General features: G+C 67.6%; 20 protein-coding genes. 11 read left to right on the plus strand and 9 right to left on the minus strand.

All coding sequences use genetic code 11. The features are described from left to right. Window positions 1-239 precede the first annotated feature (239 nt). The 3 genes from G7Y54_RS00225 to hemW all read left to right on the plus strand — a co-directional run bounded on the left by G7Y54_RS00225 (window position 240) and on the right by hemW (window position 3,447). Window positions 240-821: an isochorismatase family protein gene (locus G7Y54_RS00225; protein WP_165075135.1), complete on the plus strand. Its 582-nt coding sequence runs from the start codon at window positions 240-242 to the stop codon at window positions 819-821. 17 nt (window positions 822-838) lie between these two features. Then, window positions 839-2,059 (plus strand): nicotinate phosphoribosyltransferase, encoded by a 1,221-nt coding sequence (gene pncB, locus G7Y54_RS00230; protein ID WP_165075138.1) that lies wholly within the window; start codon window positions 839-841, stop codon window positions 2,057-2,059. A gap of 77 nt (window positions 2,060-2,136) precedes the next feature. After that, window positions 2,137-3,447 (plus strand): radical SAM family heme chaperone HemW, encoded by a 1,311-nt coding sequence (gene hemW / locus G7Y54_RS00235; RefSeq protein ID WP_165075141.1) that lies wholly within the window; start codon window positions 2,137-2,139, stop codon window positions 3,445-3,447. An 8-nt stretch (window positions 3,448-3,455) separates the two neighbouring features. Here hemW and G7Y54_RS00240 read toward each other — a convergent pair whose 3' ends face one another. The 5 genes from G7Y54_RS00240 to G7Y54_RS00260 form a co-directional block, all read right to left on the minus strand. Next, complete coding sequence (locus G7Y54_RS00240) at window positions 3,456-3,905, minus strand: hypothetical protein (protein WP_165075144.1); 450 nt, start codon at window positions 3,903-3,905, stop codon at window positions 3,456-3,458. Window positions 3,906-3,922: 17 nt separating this feature from the next. Then, window positions 3,923-4,471, minus strand: a complete 549-nt coding sequence (locus G7Y54_RS00245; RefSeq protein ID WP_165075147.1) for a hypothetical protein — start codon at window positions 4,469-4,471, stop codon at window positions 3,923-3,925. A gap of 9 nt (window positions 4,472-4,480) precedes the next feature. Further along, the gene (locus G7Y54_RS00250; RefSeq protein WP_165075150.1) at window positions 4,481-4,822 is read right to left on the minus strand and encodes a hypothetical protein; all 342 of its coding nucleotides are present in this window, start codon (window positions 4,820-4,822) and stop codon (window positions 4,481-4,483) included. Window positions 4,823-4,862: 40 nt separating this feature from the next. Continuing rightward, window positions 4,863-5,816: a WYL domain-containing protein gene (locus G7Y54_RS00255; RefSeq protein ID WP_165075153.1), complete on the minus strand. Its 954-nt coding sequence runs from the start codon at window positions 5,814-5,816 to the stop codon at window positions 4,863-4,865. 216 nt (window positions 5,817-6,032) lie between these two features. After that, window positions 6,033-6,308, minus strand: coding sequence for a hypothetical protein (locus G7Y54_RS00260; RefSeq protein WP_165075156.1), 276 nt, complete (start codon window positions 6,306-6,308; stop codon window positions 6,033-6,035). 101 nt (window positions 6,309-6,409) lie between these two features. On the opposite strand from G7Y54_RS00260, the gene G7Y54_RS00265 reads away from it, so the two are divergent. Both G7Y54_RS00265 and G7Y54_RS00270 read left to right on the plus strand, forming a co-directional pair. Then, window positions 6,410-7,195, plus strand: a complete 786-nt coding sequence (locus G7Y54_RS00265) for a hypothetical protein (RefSeq protein ID WP_165075159.1) — start codon at window positions 6,410-6,412, stop codon at window positions 7,193-7,195. Between the two features lie 387 nt (window positions 7,196-7,582). Continuing rightward, window positions 7,583-10,135 carry a VIT and VWA domain-containing protein gene (locus G7Y54_RS00270; protein ID WP_165075162.1) on the plus strand — a complete coding sequence of 851 codons (2,553 nt, stop codon included), beginning with the start codon at window positions 7,583-7,585 and terminating at the stop codon, window positions 10,133-10,135. 89 nt (window positions 10,136-10,224) lie between these two features. Here G7Y54_RS00270 and thrB read toward each other — a convergent pair whose 3' ends face one another. Next, on the minus strand, window positions 10,225-10,818 hold the full coding sequence (gene thrB / locus G7Y54_RS00275) for a homoserine kinase (protein ID WP_165075165.1): 594 nt from the start codon (window positions 10,816-10,818) through the stop codon (window positions 10,225-10,227). Between the two features lie 144 nt (window positions 10,819-10,962). Between thrB and G7Y54_RS00280 the strand changes: the two genes are divergently transcribed. Then, window positions 10,963-11,526: an HAD family hydrolase gene (locus G7Y54_RS00280; RefSeq protein WP_165075168.1), complete on the plus strand. Its 564-nt coding sequence runs from the start codon at window positions 10,963-10,965 to the stop codon at window positions 11,524-11,526. On the opposite strand, the gene G7Y54_RS00285 is transcribed toward G7Y54_RS00280, so the two are convergent. The 3 genes from G7Y54_RS00285 to G7Y54_RS00295 form a co-directional block, all read right to left on the minus strand. Beyond that, a complete protein-coding gene (locus tag G7Y54_RS00285; RefSeq protein ID WP_165075171.1) occupies window positions 11,523-11,786 on the minus strand; it encodes a hypothetical protein in 264 nt (87 codons plus the stop codon). The two genes, G7Y54_RS00280 and G7Y54_RS00285, sit on opposite strands and share 4 nt — an antisense overlap. An 88-nt stretch (window positions 11,787-11,874) precedes the next feature. Continuing rightward, the gene (locus tag G7Y54_RS00290) at window positions 11,875-13,530 is read right to left on the minus strand and encodes a ribonuclease J (RefSeq protein WP_165075174.1); all 1,656 of its coding nucleotides are present in this window, start codon (window positions 13,528-13,530) and stop codon (window positions 11,875-11,877) included. 37 nt (window positions 13,531-13,567) lie between these two features. Next, entirely contained in the window at window positions 13,568-15,067 is a 1,500-nt protein-coding gene (locus tag G7Y54_RS00295; protein ID WP_165075176.1) for a TolC family protein, read from the minus strand. A 202-nt stretch (window positions 15,068-15,269) separates the two neighbouring features. Between G7Y54_RS00295 and tolQ the strand changes: the two genes are divergently transcribed. From tolQ to G7Y54_RS00320, 5 genes are all read left to right on the plus strand, one after another. Next, window positions 15,270-15,965 carry a protein TolQ gene (gene tolQ, locus G7Y54_RS00300; RefSeq protein WP_165075179.1) on the plus strand — a complete coding sequence of 232 codons (696 nt, stop codon included), beginning with the start codon at window positions 15,270-15,272 and terminating at the stop codon, window positions 15,963-15,965. Between the two features lies 1 nt (window position 15,966). Then, entirely contained in the window at window positions 15,967-16,452 is a 486-nt protein-coding gene (locus tag G7Y54_RS00305) for an ExbD/TolR family protein (RefSeq protein WP_165075182.1), read from the plus strand. Between the two features lie 6 nt (window positions 16,453-16,458). Further along, window positions 16,459-17,424: an energy transducer TonB gene (locus G7Y54_RS00310; RefSeq protein ID WP_165075185.1), complete on the plus strand. Its 966-nt coding sequence runs from the start codon at window positions 16,459-16,461 to the stop codon at window positions 17,422-17,424. 82 nt (window positions 17,425-17,506) lie between these two features. Continuing rightward, complete coding sequence (locus tag G7Y54_RS00315) at window positions 17,507-18,403, plus strand: TonB family protein (protein ID WP_165075188.1); 897 nt, start codon at window positions 17,507-17,509, stop codon at window positions 18,401-18,403. A gap of 58 nt (window positions 18,404-18,461) precedes the next feature. Next, window positions 18,462-19,796, plus strand: coding sequence for a PD40 domain-containing protein (locus G7Y54_RS00320; protein ID WP_165075191.1), 1,335 nt, complete (start codon window positions 18,462-18,464; stop codon window positions 19,794-19,796). Window positions 19,797-19,860 lie beyond the last annotated feature (64 nt).

Raw genomic sequence — 19,860 nt, forward strand, 5'->3', positions numbered from 1 at the left:
TCCGCATCCGGCGCGCCGGGCGGCGCCCCTCCCTTGCCAGTCTCATCGGCAGGCGGGGGACAACCTTAGGCCGCCACCGCAGGCTGCGAGAGCCTTTCGCCACGGCTTGGCGCACCGCGCCGGCCCAGGCTTGCCTTCAGGCTGCCGGCGCGGTACTCATGCACAGGGCGGGCTCCACCATGCGCCGGGCACATGCCGCCGCGCAGGGCCCCGCCGGCACTTCAAGCCCCGGGGGCGGCATGCAGCGTCTTCTTCTCGTGGTGGATCCGCAGCAGGATTTTATCACCGGCTCCCTGCCCGTGCCCGGCGCCCGCGAGGCCATGGACGGGCTCGCGGCGGCGCTTCGCCGGGCCGACGGCGCCTATGCCGCCAAGGTCGTCACCTGCGACTGGCACCCCTATGACCATTCCTCCTTCCGCGAAGCGGGCGGCGAGTGGCCCCGGCATTGCGTGGCTGACACCGCGGGCGCGGCCCTCTGGCCGGCGCTCGTGTCCCCGCTCTATGAAACCCCGGGCCCCTGCACGGTGCTGCACAAGGGGGAGGCGCGCGAGCGCGAGGAATATTCCATTTTCCAGAATCCCGCGGCGCGGGAGCGCATCCTCGCCCTAGTGGACGGTCTAGGCGTCACGCGCGTGGAGATTTGCGGACTCGCCGGCGACATCTGCGTGCTCTCCACCCTCAGGGACGGCGTGGAGCTGCTGGGGCCAGGGCGTTTTGCGGTGCTCGCGCCCTTCGCGCCCTCGCTGGACGGCGGCGCGAAGCTCAGAGCCTATGCGTGCGAAGCCGGCATCCCGCTTGTGGACGCGCCGGGCGCGAACTGATTTTTGCGGAAAACGCCATGCGACAGATCATCACCCATTTCACTGACGACGATCTCTACAAGTTCACCATGTGCTGCGCGGTCATCGACAATTACCCACGCGCGCAGGTGAAATACTCCTTCACGGATCGCGGGGGCACGGTCTACCCGCCCGGCTTCGCCCGCGAGCTTGAGCAGCAGCTCGCCATGCTCGAGGACGTGGTCATCACCGACGAGGAGATCGCCTTCATGAAGCGGCGCTGCCGCTACATCCCCTACTGGTTTTACAGCTTCCTGCGCGGCTTCCGCTATGACGCGAGGCTCGCGCGCGTGCGCCAGGACGCCTCCGGCCGCCTCCAGGTGGAGTTCGAGGGCTGCTGGACCAACACCATCCTCCTCGAGGTCAAGGTGCTGGCCATCATTTCCGAGCTCTACCTCATGATGACCGGGCGCGACCGCGGCCTCGACCTCGGCGCCTTTGCGGAAAAAACGCGCCTGAAGGCCCGGCGCCTCATCGAGTGCGGCTGCACCTTCAGCGATTTCGGCACGCGCCGGCGCGCCTCCTTCGCCGCGCAGGACGCGGCCATCCGCGCGCTCTGCGAGGAGGCGGCCGAAGGCGGCGGCCCGGGCCGTTTCATGGGCACGAGCAATATCTACTTCGCCATGAAGTACGACCTCCTCCCCGTGGGCACCATGGCGCACGAGATCATCGCCGCCATCGGCGGCATGTATGGCCCGCAGATGGCCAACCACATCGCCATGAAGGCCTGGTCCTCCACCTATCGCGGCTCGCTCGGGACATTCCTCTACGACACCTTCGGCTGGGAGATCTTCAGCCTCAATTTCTCCGAGGATTTCGCCAACATGTTCAAGGGCCTGCGCGTGGACAGCGGCGACAATCGCGAAGAGCTCGCCAAGATCGTCGCCAAGTACCGTTCCCTCGGCATCGAGCCCGCGACCAAGCAGGTGGTGTTCAGCAACGCGCTCACCGTGGACCAGGCCGTGGAGATCCAGGGCTTCGCCGCGCCCGTGTGCCAGCCCTCCTTCGGCATCGGCACCCACTTCACCCACGATTTCCCGGGCGCGTCGCCGCTGAACATCGTCATCAAGCTCGTGGCCGCCAAGATCACCGAGTCCTGGCCCTTCTACAACGAGACCTGCAAGCTCAGCGAGGACGCGTCCAAGCACACGGGCGACCCGGCGGTGGTGCGCCGCTTCATGGAGGCCCTGCACATGCTGCCGGAGGACGCCAAGGCCTGAGGCCGGCGCCCGGCACGCCGCTTGCAGCAGTTTCCCCATCGCCGCGCCGCGTGGCAAAATCCTGGCAGGGCCATTCCATGCTTGTATATATTCATGTGCCTTTTTGCCGTACCCGCTGTAATTATTGCGCTTTTCATTCCGTTCCCCTCGGGCGCGGGGTAGACGCCGCCGCCTCGCCCCAAGTGCGCGACTATGTGGACACCCTGCTCATGGAGCTGGCCCTGCACGCCGACACCCTGGGCGGCGCCAATATCCAGAGCGTCTTTTTCGGCGGCGGCACGCCGAGCCTGTTGCCGCCGCGCATCGTGGGCGTCATCCTCGAGCGGTTGGGGCGGCATTTCCACTTGGGCGACAAGACCGAGATCACGCTGGAGGCCAATCCCGAGTCCCTTAGGGGGCGCAACGTGGTGCCCGACCTTCTGGCCGCCGGCGTCAACCGCCTCTCCATCGGCATCCAGAGCCTCGACGAGGCCATGCTGCGCACGCTCGGGCGCCCGCACAAGGCGCAGGACAGCCTTCAGGCGGTGTTCGCCGCGCGCGAGGCCGGCTGCGCCAATATCAGCATGGATCTCATGTGGGGCTTGCCCGGCCAGAGCGTGCGCCAGTGGCTCCAGACCCTCAAGGACGCGGTGCGCATGGCGCCCGACCATATCTCGGCCTACGGCCTCACCTTGGAGCCGGGCACGCCGCTGGAGCTGGAATGCGAGGAGGGGCGGCTCGCGCTGCCGCCCGAGCGCGACCAGAACATCATGTTCATGGAGGGCGCGGCCTATCTGGAGGCCCAGGGCTACCTGCACTACGAGATTTCCAATTTCGCGCGCATGGGCTTCCAGTGCCGGCACAATCTCGGCTACTGGGAGGGCATGGATTATCTCGGCCTCGGGCCTTCGGCCACCTCCACCATCGCCGGGCGCCGCTGGACCAATCCCGCGAGCCAGCGCGCGTGGGACAACAAGGTGCGCACCGGGGCGCTCGGCCAGGCGCCGGAAGTGCTCACCCCCACGGTGCGCGTGCTCGAGCTCATCATGCTGCGCCTGCGCACGGCGCGCGGGCTGCGCCTTCGGGCCTACCGCGACCTCACCGGCCGCGACTTTCTGCGCGACCACCAGCGCCTCGTCCAGGCCCTGCACGAGAACGGCCTCATCCGCATCCGCAACGGCTACCTGAGCCTCACGAGGAGCGGCATGCTCGTTTCCAACGCCATCATGGCCAACCTGTTCGAGCGCACGGAAGCCGCGCTCACCCGCGAGCCCATCGCGGCCGAGGGCGCCCCGGAGGCGGTCGCGCCGGCCAAGGAGGAGGGCGCCCCCATCCCGCTGGCGGCCACGCCGCCGCGCAAGCCGGCCACCGGCCCGGAGATCCGGCCCGTGGTCTGGCCCACGGCCTGAAGCGTCCTCTAGCAGTTGCCCCCGAGCGAGGAGAGCAGGTCGCGCAGCTCCCTGGCGCTCGCCGAATACCGCTTTTCCCCGCTCACCGCGGAGCGCTGGAAATCGGCCATGATGCGCTCTAGGCAGTCCTGGCAGAGCACCTTGCCGGCGCCCATGAATTCCACCGCCTTGAGCGGGCAGTCGCTGTCCTGGCTGGTGCCGATATAGGTGCGCCCGCAGCACTGGCACTTGCCCGTGGTGATGACGATCTCCTTCATCAGCGGCTCCTGCCGGGCGCCGAAGCTGAAGCCCCCGGCGCGCCCGGTGTGCGCGGGGGTTGCGCCAGACAGGGCCTCGCGGAGCCTGGCGGCGATGCCCAGGAACATGGCCTTGAAGCCGGCGGCGACCGACGCGAACAGGAGGCACAAGGCGAGCACGATGCCCGCCGCCACGCCGAGAGTCATGAAAAAGCCTGCCATAGAGCCTCCGTGGATGTTCAGAAACAGGTGACGGATCGGTAATTCGCTTCCAGCCGGCGCACGAGTTTCGCCTCGGGCATGCCCGCATCCCGCAGCACGGGGATGTGCCGCAGATAGTCTTCCCCGCTCGCGCAGGCATCGCGCCCGATGGCGCGGGAGCGGCCGCGCCGGTAGCCCTCCCGCACCGCATTGGCGATGCAGAGCCGGGCCAGCAGGCCTTTCTCCGTCTCAAAGGTGGACAGGATGGCCCGCGTCTCGCGGACAAGGCCGTTGCCCCCCTGCACGAAACTTCCGCCCCATACGAGCGCGAAGAGCAGCACGGCCGCTGCCGCCATCACCGCCGGGCCCCGCTCCATCCGGCGGTGATGCAGGGTAAGGTACAGGCCCGCCAGCCCCACATAGCCGCCAAAAAGGGCATAGCCCGCCAGCAGGGAGAGGGCGAGAGTGAGTACGGCAGCCACGTGCGCGAGCGGCAGCAGCAGGGCCGACACGCCGATGCACAGCCCGAGCAGCACGGACACCTGCAGCGCGAGCAGGGCTATCCTTTGCGGCGAAACGCGGTTCATGGCGCCCGGCTAAAACAGCAGCTTCCTGAGCGCCATGAGGGCGAACTGCGCGCGCGCGGACTTCACCTCGAAGGTGCGCGTGCAGAAGTCGTTGAGCGCCTGCTCGATGCACGAGACATTGGAGCTGAAGCCGCCGAGGCTTACCTTGCTGCCGTCTTCCGCGATGTCCACCGAGGCGCACGAAATGGTGATCTCATGGTCGGCCAGGCCGTTGAGGATGAGGCTCGCCCTGATCTCCCCGTCCTGGACGAACAGGCTCTTGAGCTTGCCATACCTGGCGATGTGCTGGTTGATGAGGTTCTTGCCCGCCGAATCCGCCATCATGGACGCCAAGCCGTCAAAAAATCCCATTGGTTGCCTCTCCTTGTGTCGATGGTGTCCGGGCGCGTGCTCACGCGTCCTCGTCGTCGGGCATGCTCACCATGCTGGCGTTCTCGCCAAACTGCCGCGCCCAGCGCGCCACCTCCTGCGGCTCGGCCACCGAGAGCGTGAGCAGCAGGCTGCCGTCGGGCTGCTCCGCGAGGCGCTGGCTCTCGTGCCACCGGCATTCGCGGATATAGGGCACGGCCTCGCCGGTGAAGCGGATGGTGACGCGCCTTTGCCTGTCGCCTAGAAAGGCGAGGAAGGCATTGCGCTGGCGCTGGCAAAAGCCGCCGTCGTCGCCGGGCTGGGCCGTAAAGCGGATGCCGGTGGGGAGCACCTCGCGGATGCGGCTCAGGCGAAAGACCTTCCAGGCCGGGGGCGTTTCGTCAACGGTGCGCGCATAGAGATAGAGTGCGCGCTGCCGGAGATAGATGTGCCGCGGGTCCACCTCGCGCCAGCTTTCCGTCCACGTGCCGCTGCGGCAATAGCGCATGCGGATGCGCCGGCCCTCGCGCACGGCTTCGGTGAGCGCCTGGAAGATCTCCGGGTCTACCCCGTAGGCCTTTTCGGTGACTTCGGCGTCGAAGGTGCGCAGCAACTGCTCGCGGAAGGGGCTCTCGAGGCCGCCGGCCAGCTTGCGGCCGACTTCTATGGCCTTGGCGGCCAGAAGGCCGTCCCCCGAGGTGCTGAGATATTCGAGCGCGAAGAGCAGGATCACCCGGTCGGAAAGGCTCAGGTCCTGCAGGGGGGTGAGACGGTCCTCAATGATGCGGAAGCCGCTGCCCTTGCGGTATTCAAAGCGGAAGCCCAAGGCGGCCAGAGCCTCCCTGTCCTTGTAAAACTGGGAGCGGGAAATGCCGTGCGCTGCCAAGAGCTCGCCCATATGCTGGGCCGAATTTGCCCTGATGTCCTGCATCAGGCGCAGCAGGCGCACGGTACGGACTTTTTCAGCTTTGCGAGGGGAGTCTTCCTGTGCGGACATGGCCTTGCCTCCGTCATCAAAATAGAAGGCAGCCCCGGGCCCTGCAAGAAGAAAATGAATTTCCAGTCCACCCTGTGGTGGACTGGAAATTTATTTTCGCTGGAAAGCTTTTTGGGCGTGGCTATACCTGAATCCGGCGCGGGCGCTCGGGAACGGGGGCCCCGAAGCCGCAAGGAACAGGGCAAAGAATGGCGGCACGCCGCAGTGGAGGCGGCATCACTCCTTGACCTGTCCGTGCATGACACGTGAGGCCTGAAGGACGAGATCAATGATGGAGTTCTGCGCATCCTCGGGGAGCCCCGCCAACGCGTCAAAGATGATGGAGGCCTGGTCGGCCTGGCTTTCGGAATAGTGACGAAAAAGTGCGGGCACACTGCAATGAAGAATCTTGGCGATACTTTCAAGGCGGGAGATCTTGGGCGTGATATGCCCCTTTTCAATCGGTGTACGCCGCAGCGGCTGCACGGGCTGGTCCGTGCTCGGTGTCTGCAAATGCGTTTGCTTCCAATGTGAACTTGGGTACAATGGGAAGGGGTTGGCCCGAGTGGTGCCACGACAACCATCTGCTGAGCAAAAATCAGGAGGATCACCACATGAGTTACGAACTGACCGCGATATTGAACCGCTGCACCAAGGACGATGCAAAATTTCTGATCGAAACCATCGATTCCTATCTCAATAGTACCGATGACAAGGGCTTGAGGGAGCTCTATGCAAGCTGGGAAGGCGACGGCCCCATGCCCCGCGTCCTGAACCACAAGATAGAAACGGAAATCCGTTACCTCGGCAGCAATGACTTCGCCTATATGACGAGAAAGTTGCGCGGTTATGAGCCCGCGGGCGTGAGCGTCGATGAAATCATTGACGACCTGTGCAAGCTCCTTAAGCTGGAGATCAGCACCGCCCGCACCCTCGAGTCGCGTCTGGAAATCTTTGCCGGCAAGGTCATCGACCTGCAATTTTCCAAGCTCCCCGATGAGCGCAAGCGCGAGATCCTGAAAGGGATGGATTTTGAAAAACACCATCTGCAGGAAATCCTGGACAGGGTCATCGGCAACAAGGAAATGCTGCTCACCGTCCTCCTGCCGCTTTTGAAAGGCGCATTAGGCCCCGATATTATCCAGGCCCTGATTATGTCCATCATCGTGCCTTACATAGGAAAGGAAGCAGCCGAGAAGCTCCTGCTCATCATCGCCTCGAGATTGCCGGTGACGTGGTTCAATCCCCTGCTCTGGGTGGCGGGCACGGGCTGGGTGATCCTTGACCTCCTGGGGCCGGCCAGCCGGAAAACCATCCCCCTTATCCTGTACCTGGGCGTTTTATGCTTCAGGAATGGCGAGACCAAGGACTTTAGGGAAGACTTCCTCATGACGCGCTGACGCTCACGGCATTGCGGAGAGCGCAAAGGGGCTGGCCATGGCCGCACTAGGCTCGCGGCTGGCCTTCATGCGTTGCCGACGCGTATAAACCGCGCAACGGGTAAGGCCGGGCTTCTTTCCAAAAAGCTGAAGGTGTGTTGCTCCCCCACAAGTGAAGCAGGATGACGCCGCCGCCATCCTGCATCTCATTTTAAACCATCCTGCTTCACATTTTAAAAAGGGCGGCAACCCAAGCCACGCCCCCGGGTTCGCCCCCCTCTTGGGAAGCCCCTTGCGCAAAAAGTTAAAATTTCTTCCAACTTTCCGTTTTATGGAATTTCCCTGCGTTAAGGTGGCCCGTACGACTGGTCAGGGTGCCCATGTGGCGCGCCAGCCAGAAAGTGCGCCGTGAACGAACGCTGGAAAAAGCCCGGGCGCAACGCGCGCCACAGCGCCAGCGAAAAGCAAGGAGGAGCCGCCTATTTCCCGCATCCCCCCTTTCCCCCCTATCCCCCCTTTCCCCCCTATCCGCCCTATCCCCGTTTTCCCTTCCCGCCGCGCCTCGGCAAGGCCGGCACGGTGCTCGGCGCCGCGGCCGTGCTCGCGTATGGCGCATGGAAAGCCTGGCAGGAGCGCAAGGCCAAAAAGGCTCGCGCAGGCAAGCCGGGCGACCCGCAGCAGGAGGGCGCCGGCGAGGCGACGCAACCCGGCTGCGCGCAGGCCGGCGCCGGCGAAAGTGAGCCCGCTCCGGGCCCGAGCCCCCGGGCGCAGGAAAACCCGCTCCCTGAGGAGCCCACTCCCTTCGGCGCCATGGAATCGGCCGGCGGCGACCGCATCGCCCTCAAGTCGGTGTCCATTTTTGGCGAGGTGGAAGGGCTGCTGTTCTCGTCCACCATCCGCCAGGAATATGCCAATGACACCGGCAAGGCGCTGGAGATCATCTATACCTTCCCCCTTGGCTGGGATACGGCCCTCCTGGGCCTTCGGGCCGTCATCGGCGAAAGGCGCCTCAAGGGCGAGGTGGTAAAGACCGCCGAGGCCGAGGAGAGATATGAAAAGGCCGTAGCCGACGGCAACGCGGCCATCATGGTGCAGCAGTCGTCAAAGGGCCTCTACACGGCCAACCTCGGCAATATCGCGCCCGGGGAAAGCGTGACCGTGGAGCTGCATTGCGCGCGCCTCCTGCGTTTTGAGCAGGGTGAGGTGCGGCTCTGCATCCCCACGGTCATCGGCGAGCGCTATGGCGACCCGCATTGCCCCGGCGGCCTCGCCGCGCATGAATCCGCGCGGCCCGACGCCCGGGCGCACTATCCCTTCACGCTGGAACTGACCCTGTGGGGCGACATGGCGGAAGGCTCGGTCTCCTGCCCGAGCCATCCCGTCCAGATGCGGCGGCTTGAGGGGGGGCTCAGTATCTCGCTGGAGGCCGGCGCGGCGCTGGACAGGGATTTCATCCTCCTCATGCGGGGGCTCGAGGGCGCGTCCCACGCCCTCTGCGTGCCGGACGAGGGCGCCTGCATGGTGGCGGCCAGCTTTGCGCCGGAAATCCCGCAAGACGCTGTGGCGCCGCTGGGGCTGAAGATCCTTGTGGACTGTTCCGGCTCCATGGATGGCTCGAGCATGGCGGAAGCGCAAAAGGGCCTCGACAAGGTGCTGGGCCTGCTCGCCCCGGAAGACCATGTCTCCTACAGCCGCTTCGGCTCCGACGTGGAGCACCTGACGCGCCGCCTTTTGCCCTGCACCCGGGACAACCTCCTGAAGCTGTCGCGCGCCGTCGAGGCCACGGACGCGGACATGGGCGGCACGGAAATGGAGGCCGCTCTGGCCTCCACCTTCCGGGATATTGCGGCCGACGGGAAGCAGGAGGTGCCGCCGCTTGTGCTGCTCATCACGGACGGGGATGTGTGGGACGTGCGGAACATCGTCGCTGAGGCAAAGGCGTCCAGGCACCGCATCTTCACTGTGGGCGTGGGCTGCGCGCCGGCGGAAAGCCTGCTGCGCGACCTCGCGGACCAGACGGGGGGCGCGTGTGAATTCGTCAGCCCACAGGAGGACGTGGCCGGGGCCATCGTGCGCATGTTTCGCCGCATGCGCACGGCCATGGCCCGGCATATCCGGGTGGACTGGGGCCAGGAGCCCCTCTGGCAGTCGCTGCCGCCCCGCTGCATTTACGACGGCGAGACCGTGCATGCCTTTGCCCTGTTCAGGGAGCAGCCGGCGGCCGGCCCGACCCTCAGGTGGGACGCCGGCGGCGAGCAGCGCAGCGCGGTGTGCGGACACCTTGAGGCCACCGACAGCGAGGATCTGCTGCGCCTCGGGCGTCGCCGCCAGATGGGGGAGTCTGCCACCGATGCGGAAAAGCTGGAACTGGCGCTCCGCTACCAACTGGTGAGCGGGCTCACCTCGCTCATCCTCGTCCACGAAAGGGCCGACGGCGAGAAGGTAGGGGGCCTGCCCGTCATCCAGCAGGTGCCGCAGATGCCCGCCCACGGGCACGGCTGCGCGGACACCTTCATGGTGTGCCATCTTGTCGGGCCGGGCATGGGCATCCCCGGCGGCAAGACCGCCCGCTCCTTCCTGGGAAGGCACTTCCGGCCGCGGCGCAATTTGCAGGCCGAATATAGCGGCGCGCCGCAGGCGGACAAGGCGCAGGCATTGGCGGAACTGGTGCGCCACTGGCGGGAGCATGTCCTTGAAGTGGCTTCGGTGGCGGAAATGGAGGCCCTGCTCCGTTCGGCCTTCACGCCGGCCCAGGCGCTGCTCATGGCGGAACTGGAGAGGGAATTCCCCCTTGATGGCGTCCAGCTCGCCGGGGTATTTCTGCAATGGGCGCTGAACAGGGAGGAAGGGAGCATAGGCCGGCACTCGGGGCGCCTCATCAAGGCCGCCCTGCAGGGCGCGGCGCAGGCGGACATCGAGGCGTGCACCAGCAAGATCGAGGCCTGGTACACCGGGGCATGACCAGTGAAGGCGGGTGCCGGGGTGCCGGATGCGCTCCGGCATCCGCCAAAAATTCTGCGGGCCGGTGCGCCCGGAGTTGCCGCCGGGAGTCAGTTTTTCGGGGCCGCGCCGGTGCCGCCTGCGCGAAATTCCGGCGGCAGCTGCCGCAGTATCCAGCGCGCGCAGCCAACGGGCGTGCCGCGGCCGGCGTCGCAACGCAAGGAGGCCCAGGACGCGTAAAGCGGGGCGCGCTCGCGGTGCAGGTCGGCCACGCTCTGCCCCGGCCCGAGCGAAAGGCCGCGCTGCGGGTTGCGGGCGATGCGCCGCTCGATCTCGGGGAGCGACACGTCGAGATGCACGACAGGCCCGAGCGAGGCGAGATGGCGCATGGCCGCCTCGCGGTAGACGACGCTGCCGCCGGTGGCGATGACCGTGCGCTGCGCCCGGATGGCGCAGATGACGGCGCATTCCACATCCAGAAAGGCGTCGCGGGGGAGCGCGTCGGTGAGGTCCTGAAGGCGGCAGCCGTACAGGGCCTCCATGAGCGCGTCGCTGTCCAGCAGCGCCCAGTCCATCTCCTGCGCGAGGCGCGCGCCGATGGTGCTCTTGCCAGAACCGGCCATGCCGATGAGGATGACGCAGGGCAGGGCGTCCCTGGGCGCGGAGACGAGGCGTTGGGAGTTGGGCGATGACGCGGCGGGCATGGGCACTCCGATGGCTGCACGTGCCTGCGACTGTGCCCAAGGCGCCGGGCCCTGTCAAGCGCGCCCGGTTGTAAGGAGCGGATGCCGCTGGCAGGGAGCGGCGTGCCCTGCTAGACTGCCGGCGAAAAGACCGCAGGGGGCTTTATGGAAGCGAAAGGCGGCCGCCGCGCCATTTTTCTGGACAGGGACGGCACCCTCAACGAAGACCGGGGCTATGTGCACCGGCCGGAGGACTGGCGCTGGCTCCCCGGCGTGCCGGAGGCGCTGGCGCGCTTTCGCGCGGCGGGGTGGGGGCTCGTGGTGGTGAGCAACCAGTCTGGCCTTGCGCGGGGCTATTTTACGCCGGAAGACCTTGCCCGGCTGGAGCGCTGGGCGGACGCGGAACTGGCGTCCCTGAACGCGGCGCCGGACGCGTGGTACCACTGCCCGCATCTCCCGGAAATCACGGGCCCCTGCCTGTGCCGGAAGCCCATGCCCGGGCTTATCCTCCAAGCCTGCGCGGAGCTCGCCATCGAGCCCGCCGCCTCGTGGATGCTGGGCGACCGCGAGCGGGACGTTGCCGCGGGCCTGGCCGCGGGCTGCCGTGCCGGCCTGTTGCGGGCCGACCCTGATGACGCCGAGGCGCGCGCCACCCGCGCCGCCTTCCCGGGGACACCGGTCTGGCCCGGCCTGGCCGCGGCCTGCGACGCCATTCTGCGAGAGAATTAAAGTTCGGCCAGAGTCTGTTCGCCCTCGGCGAGGAGGGTGTCCTGCGCGGCGCAGGGGCTCACGAGAGCCGCGCTCGCCTGCGGGATGACGCGCACCTGCCCCACATGAGGCTCGGTCACGGTGAAGCCCGGAACGGCCTGCGCCAGCCGCGCGTCACGCACGGGCGCGGCGAGGAGCATGCCGTACAGGCAGGCGCAAAGGAGCAGCACGGCGCCCCAGAGCCAGTAGGGGAGCTCACGCGCGGCAAGGTGGCTGTTCATGGCTTTTCTCCTGCGGCCGGCCATTTTCGGGTACGGACGCACGGAGAAAGATGCAAGAATTGTTCCGGGAAAGCCTTGCCGCTCGCGCCTAAACCTCGCTGATGACCGGCACCACCACCGGGTCGCGCTCCAAAACGCGCCGGAAGAAGCGGCGAAGCGACGTGCGGATGTTCTCGCGCAGGCGGCTCGTGCTCCCGGGCGAGTTTTCCAGCTCGTCCAGCACGAGACACTTGGCGTCTTCGAGCACATGGCTCAACTGCTGCTCGAACACGAAGCCGCGCGAGATCATCTCCGGCCCGTGGAGCACGCTGCCCGTCTCCGCGTCCAGCACGAGGGACACGATGACCACGCCCTCGTCGCCCAAGATGCGGCGCTCGCGCAGCACCGAGGCGCCCACGTCGCCCACGCCCTTGCCGTCCACGAGGGTGCACTCCACGGGCACGGGCTCCTCGAGGCGGAAGCCGTGCTCGAGGATGGTGAGCGGCTGCCCGTCCTGGAGCAGGATGACGTTTTCCGGGCGCACGCCGCAGCTTTCGGCGAGGCGCCCGTGCATGACGAGGTGCTGGTATTCGCCGTGCACGGGCACGAAAAGCTCGGGCCGCACGGCGAGGAGCAGGTCGCGCAGTTCCTCGCGGTGGGCGTGGCCCGAGGCGTGGACGGCATGCGAGCTTTCGTAGAGCACTTCCGCGCCCTTGCGGTACATTTCATTGATCAGCCGCGAGATGGGCCGGGCATTGCCCGGGATGACGCGCGAGCTCATGACCACGGTGTCGCCCTCGCGGATCTCGAGCTGCCGGTGCCCGCCCCAGACCATGCGCGACAGGGCGGAAAGCGGCTCGCCCTGGGCGCCGGTGACGATGAGCACCACCTTGTCGTCGGGCAGGTCGGGCACGCCGTTGTGGGCGTTGTGGAACTCCGGCGGCAGGGTGAGGAAGCCGAGCTCCGAGGCGATGTCGATATTGTTGGCGAGGGATTTGCCGCTGATGATGACCGCCCGGCCGTACTGGCGCGCCAGATCGCACACTTCCTGGATGCGCTGGATGTGGCTCGAGAACAGCGTGACCACGATGCGCCCGCGCGCCGCGGCGAAAACGCGCTCCAGCGAGGCCTTGACCTCGCGCTCGGTGAGCGAGCGCCCCTCGCGCAGCACATTGGTGGAGTCGGAAAGCAGGAGCCGCGCGCCTTTCGGCCCGGCGAATTCCCGGAAGGCCGCGAGTTCCGTGCCCGAGCCCGCCAGCGGCATGGGGTCGATCTTGAAGTCCCCGCTGTGCACCGCCCGGCCCACGGGCGTCTCCACGCCGAGGCCGAAGCCGTGCGGGATGGAATGGCAGACCGGGATGAAGTGAAAAATGAGGTCGCCCAGCGGCAGCACCGTGGCGGCGTCCACCGGGCAGAGCTCCACGCGGTTGAGCAGCTCGTGCTCGCGCAGCTTGTGCTCCACGAGGGCGAGGGTGAAGCGCGAGCCGAAGATGCGGGCGTTCTTGAGCTCCGGCACGATCCACGGCAGCGCGCCGATGTGGTCCTCATGGCCGTGGGTGAGCACGATGCCGAGCAGGCGGTCGCGCACCTCCTGCACGGCCCCGAAATGCGGGATGAGCACGTCCACGCCGAGATGCGCGTCGTCCGGGAACATGAGGCCGCAGTCCACCATGACCACGCCGCCGCCGCTTTCCCACAGCTGGCAGTTGAGGCCGATTTCGCCGAGGCCCCCGAGGGGCGTGATGGTGAGGCTCGGTTCGCTCATGGGCATCCTTGTGCGCTGGAGTGGGTGGGCGGCTTGCCTAGCGGGCCTTGCCGGAAGTTTTGGCCCCGCCCCGGCCCTTTGCCGCGCCTTGCGCGGGGGCCGGCCCCGGCCTGAGGTCCGGGTGATATTCGCCCATGGCGACGTAGATCTGGGCGAGCGCCGTGAGGTAGTCGGCCCGGGCGCCGGTGAGCGAGGCCTGGGCGCGGGTGAGGTTGGCCGAGGCGTCGAGAACGTCGAAGTTGGTGCCCACCTGCTCCTGGTAGCGGGCCAGCGCCGCGTCATAGGCCTCGCGCGCCTGGATGACGCCCTTTTCCGCCACCACGATGCGCTTTTCCGCCTCGTGCACGGCGAGCAGCTTGGACTTGATGTCATAGCCCACGTTGAGCTTGAGGTCTTCCTCCTCGTGCCGGAGCCGCGTCACCTGCCAGCCGGCCTGCTGGTCGGCGTAATAGGTGAGGCCCCACTGAAACACGTTCCATACGGCGCGGGCGCCCACCTCCCAGGTGGCCGAGCGGGAGCCGTGGTCGCCGCGGCGCTGGAGGTCGGGGGTGTTGCCCGCCTGGTTGATGTTGTAATAGGCCTCGATCTGCGGGTAGTAGTCGCTCTGCACCATGCGCCGGTCCTTGCCGGCCATCTCCACGGCTTTCGCCGCGATCATGAGGTCGGGCCGCTGGCGGTAGGCTGCCTCCAGGCACTGCTCCAGCGAGCGACGGAAGGGCACGTGCTCGAGCCTGCCCACATAGCGCGCCGGCGCGGTGGCCGTGAAGCCGAGCAGGGTGTTGAGCCGGGCCTGGGCGGTGTCGCGCGTGTTCTCGGCCTGGATCAGCAGGTTCTCGGCGTTGCTCACGTCCACCTCGGCCTGGAGCACGTCGAGGCGGGGCCGCAGGCCCACCTCATAAAAGGCCGTGGTGATGCGCAGCTGGTCGCGCAGGCGCGCCAGCGAGTCCCCCTCGCTTTTGACATTTTCCTCGGCGCGCAGGTAGTTGAGAAATTCGGTCTGCACCTGCTCGGTCATGGCGAGCTCGGCGCGGCGCAGCGCCGCCTTGTCGCTGTCGGCCTGGAGCGCGGCCTTCTGGTAGGAATTGAGCAGCCTGAAGCCCTGAAAGACGGGCTGCGAGATCTCCACGCCCCAGGAATACGAGCCGAGCTCGGGCGGCCGCGTGGTGCTGGGCTGGGTCTTGCGCTCCTGCTTGACGGCCGAATAGGTCATGCCGAGCTTGGGCCCGAAGGCGCCGCGCGCGGACTTGCGGCCTTCTTCCGAGGCGCGGCTCTGCGCCTCCTGCGCGCCGAGCGAGGGGTTGCGCTCGAGCGCGCGGGCCACGGCCGCGGGCATGTCGAGGGTGCCGGCCGGCGCGGCGTCCCCGCCGGCCTTGAGCGTGCGGCCGCCCGGATGGATGGGCGCCGGCGCCTCGCGGCTGGCGGCCGGGGCTCCCTGCGGGAAGACGAGGAGGGCGCAGAGCGCCAGCGCGGCGCAGCCAAGGCGCGCCAGCGCGGGGCATGCGGCGTCTTTGCGCCGCAGCCGGAAAGCGTGGGCCATGTGCATGTCGGCATGGTATACAGGACGGGCGCCCTTGGCAAGGACGGGCGCCGGGGGGTTGCCACCGGGGGCGCAGCCACTGTTTCCCCGCGCCACTCTAAAAAATCTCTTGAAAAAGTGCCGAAGACGGTTCATCCTCCAGCCGGGGGCTTGCCATCTTGCGGCGCATCCGTGCGGCCCGATCTTTAGAGCGGAGACATCAATGGAATTCAGCATCTTCTCGATGGTCGCCCAGGCGAGCCTGGTGGCCAAGGCCGTGCTGGCCTTGCTCGTGCTCATGTCCGTGGCGAGCTGGGGCCTGATGATCCAGAAGTTCATCGCGCTCACGGCGGCCAACCGCAAGGCCGTTTCCGGCATCGAGCGCTTCGACAAGGCCGCCAACCTGCGCGACGCCGTGCAGTCCCTGGGCTCGGACCCGAGCTCGCCGCTCTACTATATCGCGCACCAGGGCGTGCAGGAGTTCAACCGCTCCCGCGAGCTCGGCAACGCGAGCGAGGTGGTGGTGGACAATGTGCGCCGCGCCCTGCGCCAGGGCGCCGCGAGCGAGATGGCGCGCCTCCAGCGTTCGCTCTCGCTGCTCGCCACCACGGCCAACACCGCGCCCTTCATCGGCCTTTTCGGCACGGTCTGGGGCATCATGAATTCCTTTCACTCCATCGGCCTCCTCAAGTCCGCGTCGCTCGCCACGGTGGCGCCCGGCATTTCCGAGGCGCTGGTGGCCACGGCCATCGGCCTCGCCGTGGCCGTGCCCGCCACCGTGGGCTTCAACCTCTTCATGGGCAAGCTCTCGCAGGTGGACACCCTGCTCGTGAATTTCGCCGGCTTCTTCCTCAACCGCGTCCAGCGCGAGCTCAACGCCCACCGCCCGGTGCAGCGCACCGGCGCCACGGAGCTCTGAAATGGGCGCGAACCTCGGCGGCGGCAAGTTCGTTTCGGAGATCAACGTCACGCCCTTCGTGGACGTGATGCTCGTCTTGCTCATCATCTTCATGGTGGCCACGCCCATGATGACCCAGGGTCTCGAGGTGGACCTGCCGCAGACCAAGCAGGTGGAGACCCTGCCCGGCGAGGTGGACCACATGATCCTCACCGTGCGCCGGGACGGCAAGATCTTCCTTGACGAATACGCGGTGGAGGATATGGCCGAGCTCGGCGGCTACCTCGAGCGCCTCGTCAAGGCCAAGAACAAGAGCCTCTTCCTCCAGGCCGACAAGGAAGTGCCCTACGGCCTCGTGGTGGAGGTCATGGGCGAGATCAAGGCCGCGGGCATCGAGAATCTCGGCGTCATGGCCGAGCAGCCCGAAGGCGTGGCCGCCGCCAAGGCCGCGGCGTCCGAGGCGGCGCCCGCGCGGGCCCGCACCCCCGGAGCGCCAAAGAAGAAGTAGGCACGCATGCAGCTCGCCTCCTATATCCTTTCGCTCTGCCTGCACGCGGCGCTCATCCTGCTTATCTGGTTCTGGCCGTCGTCTCCGCCGCTCAGGCTCGACCAGAGGCCGGTGATGATCAGCCTTGTGGAAGGCGCGCCCGGCGGCAACCGCACGCCCTCGCCCATCCTCGGGCACATGGGCGAACAGGCGGAGGGGCCGCTCGCGCCCACGCCGCCCGCCCCGCAGAGCGAGATCGCCGCGCCCGCGCGCGAGGCCGCCAGGCCCGAGCCCGTGCCCGCGCCGCCCAGGGAGGCCCAGCCGGAGCAGAAAAGGCCCGAGGCCGTGCCCATCCCGCGCAAGGATGAACCCAAGCCCGAGCCCATGCCGGAGCCGAAACCCGAGCCCAAGCCGGAACCCAGGCCCGAGCCTAAGCCCGAGCCGAAAAAGGAAGAGCCCAAGAAGCCCGAGCCCAAAAAGCCGGAACCCAAGAAGCCGGAACCCAAGAAGCAGGAAAAGCCCGCGCCGAAAAAGACCGACCCCGTGGCCGCGGCGCTCCAGCAGGCGCGCAAGGCCACGTCCCGCGCCCAGTCGGGCGACCGCGGCAACGCCATCGAGCAGGCGCTGGCTCAGGCGCAGCGCCGCGCGGGCGGCAACCGCGGCGGCGGCGGGGGCGAGGGCGACGGCCCCGGGGGCGGGGGCCTCGGCGATGTCTACATGGGGCAGGTGATGCTGGCCGTGCGGCCCAACTGGGGCTTCGCCTCGGCCGGGCGGCTCAACCTCGCCTGCGTGGTCAGGGTCAAGGTGGACATGCAGGGCAAGGTGCTCCAGGCCGTGGTGAGCCAGAGCTCGGGCAACGCGCAATTTGACGCCTCGGCGGTCAACGCCGTCATCCGCACCGGGCAGGCCGGGGAATTTCCGCCGCCGCCCTCGCAGGAATATACGGATCTTGACCTCGTCTTCACCTTCGACGAGCTCATGGGGCGCCGCTGAGCGGGTTTTTCGGGGCGGCGCGCCCCGGGCGAATGAGGCCCCGGAGCCAGCGGAAAAGGACGAGAGAGGAAGGAGGAGAAGCATGCCCCAGAATATTCGACCCATGCGCCCCTCGCGGGAGCGCCCCGGGCTGCGTCCGCTGCTCATGGCGCGCTCTCTCATGGCGGCGGTCTGCCTCATGGCTGCGATCCTGGCCGGCGCCACGGGCGCGCAGGCCGCCAGCGCGCTGGCCGTAAGCCAGAACGACGGCTATTCCGGCCACGTGATGGACAAGGTGCTCGCCGTGTGGGCGCCGCCCGCCACCACCGAGGACAGGCAGCTCCGGCTCTGCGTCTCGCTTGACGGCGAAGGCCGCGTCACGGAATGCAAGGCCGTGCGGCCCTCGGGCCTCCCCGCGCTGGACGCCTCGGGCTGCGCCGCCGTGCGCGAGGCCGCGCCCTTCGGCACGCCGCCCTACGGGATGCCGCTGGATGTCTATTTCTCCTTCTGGACCGGGCGCCCCAAGGGCAAGAGCGCGGAGACGGCCGCGCAAGTGGCTCCCGCGCCCGCACAAGCCCCGGCACAGGCTGCGCCCCCGGCGGACAGCCACGCCCAGGCCGCCGCGCTGGCCGCCGCCACGGCCACGGGCGGGGCGACCGCGACGGCTGCCGCCACCAAGCCCTCGTCCTCATCCTCCGGTGCCAAGGCGCAGGACAAGTATGACAGCCGCTTCCAGAAATATATCAGCACCGTTGTCTGGAAGCTGCGCAATTCCATGTATATCCCGGCGCAGACCAGGCCCGGCACCTATCATGCGACGGCGCGGGTGCGCCTCAACTCCGCGGGCAAGATCCTTGACGAGAGCATCCTCAAGGGCAGCGGCGACGCGCTTCTTGACAAGTACGTGCTCCAGGGCATACGCCGGGCGGGCTCCGTGGCGCCGCCGCCCGCCGGCCTCGGCGACACGCTGGACCTCACCTTTACCCTTACCCGGCAGTGACGCCCGCGGCGCCTGAGGCGCCCCGGCCTTGCCGAAAGCCAGAACGGAAGAGCGAGCCATGAAAAAACTTTCCCTTCTCCTCGCCGTGACCGCCCTTGCGGCGCTCGCCATGCTGGGGATGCGCGCGGGCGAGGCCAAGGCCGCCATGCGCGTGGACATCATGAATCCGGGCCAGAACATCGTCAACATGGCCCTGGCCGCGCCGCTCACAGGGCCGGACAGGCAGGCCACGGGCATGGGCGCGCAGCTCCAGAAACTGGTGGACCAGAACCTGAGCTTTTTGCCCTTCGCGCGCCTCACCGACCCCAAGGCCGTGCTCGGCGGCATCGTGCTCCAGGGCTGGGAGCCGCCGGCGCTGGATTTCAAGCGCTTCCAGCTCGCAGGCTCGGATATCGTCATCACCACCTACTGGCCGGACGGCGACAGCGGCACGAAACCCGTGCAGATCCGCGCCTTTGAGACCAATACCGGCGGCCGCCTCTTCGGCAAGGAATACACCAAGGTCAACAGCAAGGACCTCCCCGAGGTGGCCGACCGCTTCTGCGCCGACCTGCTCGAAGCCCTCACCGGCAACGGCGACTTTTTCCGCTCCACCCTCGCCTTTGTGAAAAAGACCGGCAAGATGAGCGCCAATGTGTGGATCGTCAAGCCCTGGGGCCGCGATCTGAGGCAGGTCACCAACATGCCCGGCGAGGCGCTGTCGCCCGCCTGGTCGCCGGACGGCCGCTTCGTGGTGTTCAGCCACATCGACCCCAAGTCGCACGCGCTCGGCGTGTGGGACCGCTCCACCGGCAAGGTGCAGCGCATCCGCTTCCCGGGGAACGTGGTCATCGGCCCCTCCTTCATGCCGGACAACAAGGTGGCCGTGGCGCTCTCGCGCGGGAAGTACCCGGTTATCTATCTCCTCAACCATGTGTTCCAGAAGGAGCGCATCCTCGAGGAGCACAATTCCATCAATGTCTCGCCCACCTTTGACAAGACGGGCAGCCGCATGGCCTTCACCTCGTCGCGCCTGGGCGGCCCGCAGATCTTCCTCAAGGACCTCGCGAGCGGCAGCGTCACCCGCGTGAGCAAGAACGGCACCTACAACACCGAGGCCAACCTCGCGCCCGACGGCACCCTCGTGGTCTACAGCCGCATGACCGAATACGGCCAGCGCATCTTCGTGCAGGACCTCGTCACCGGCGAGGAGCGCCAGATCACCTTCGGCCCGGGCAGCGACGAGCAGCCCTCCTTCTGCGCGGACAGCTACTTCATCGCCTTCAGCTCCACGCGCGGCGGCGGGCACCATATCTACCTCACCACCCGCCACGGCGGCGACGCCAAGCAGGTGCCCACTGGCGACGGGCAGGCGTTCTTCCCGCGCTGGGGCATGCCGGTGCAGCAGAAATAAGCCCGGAAACCGGGCATGGCGCGGGGGGTAAAAATACTTTTACGAAACCCCGCTTCGCGCCTTG

Source organism: Desulfovibrio sp. ZJ746 (genome assembly GCF_011039155.1).
GTDB lineage: Bacteria > Desulfobacterota > Desulfovibrionia > Desulfovibrionales > Desulfovibrionaceae > Desulfovibrio.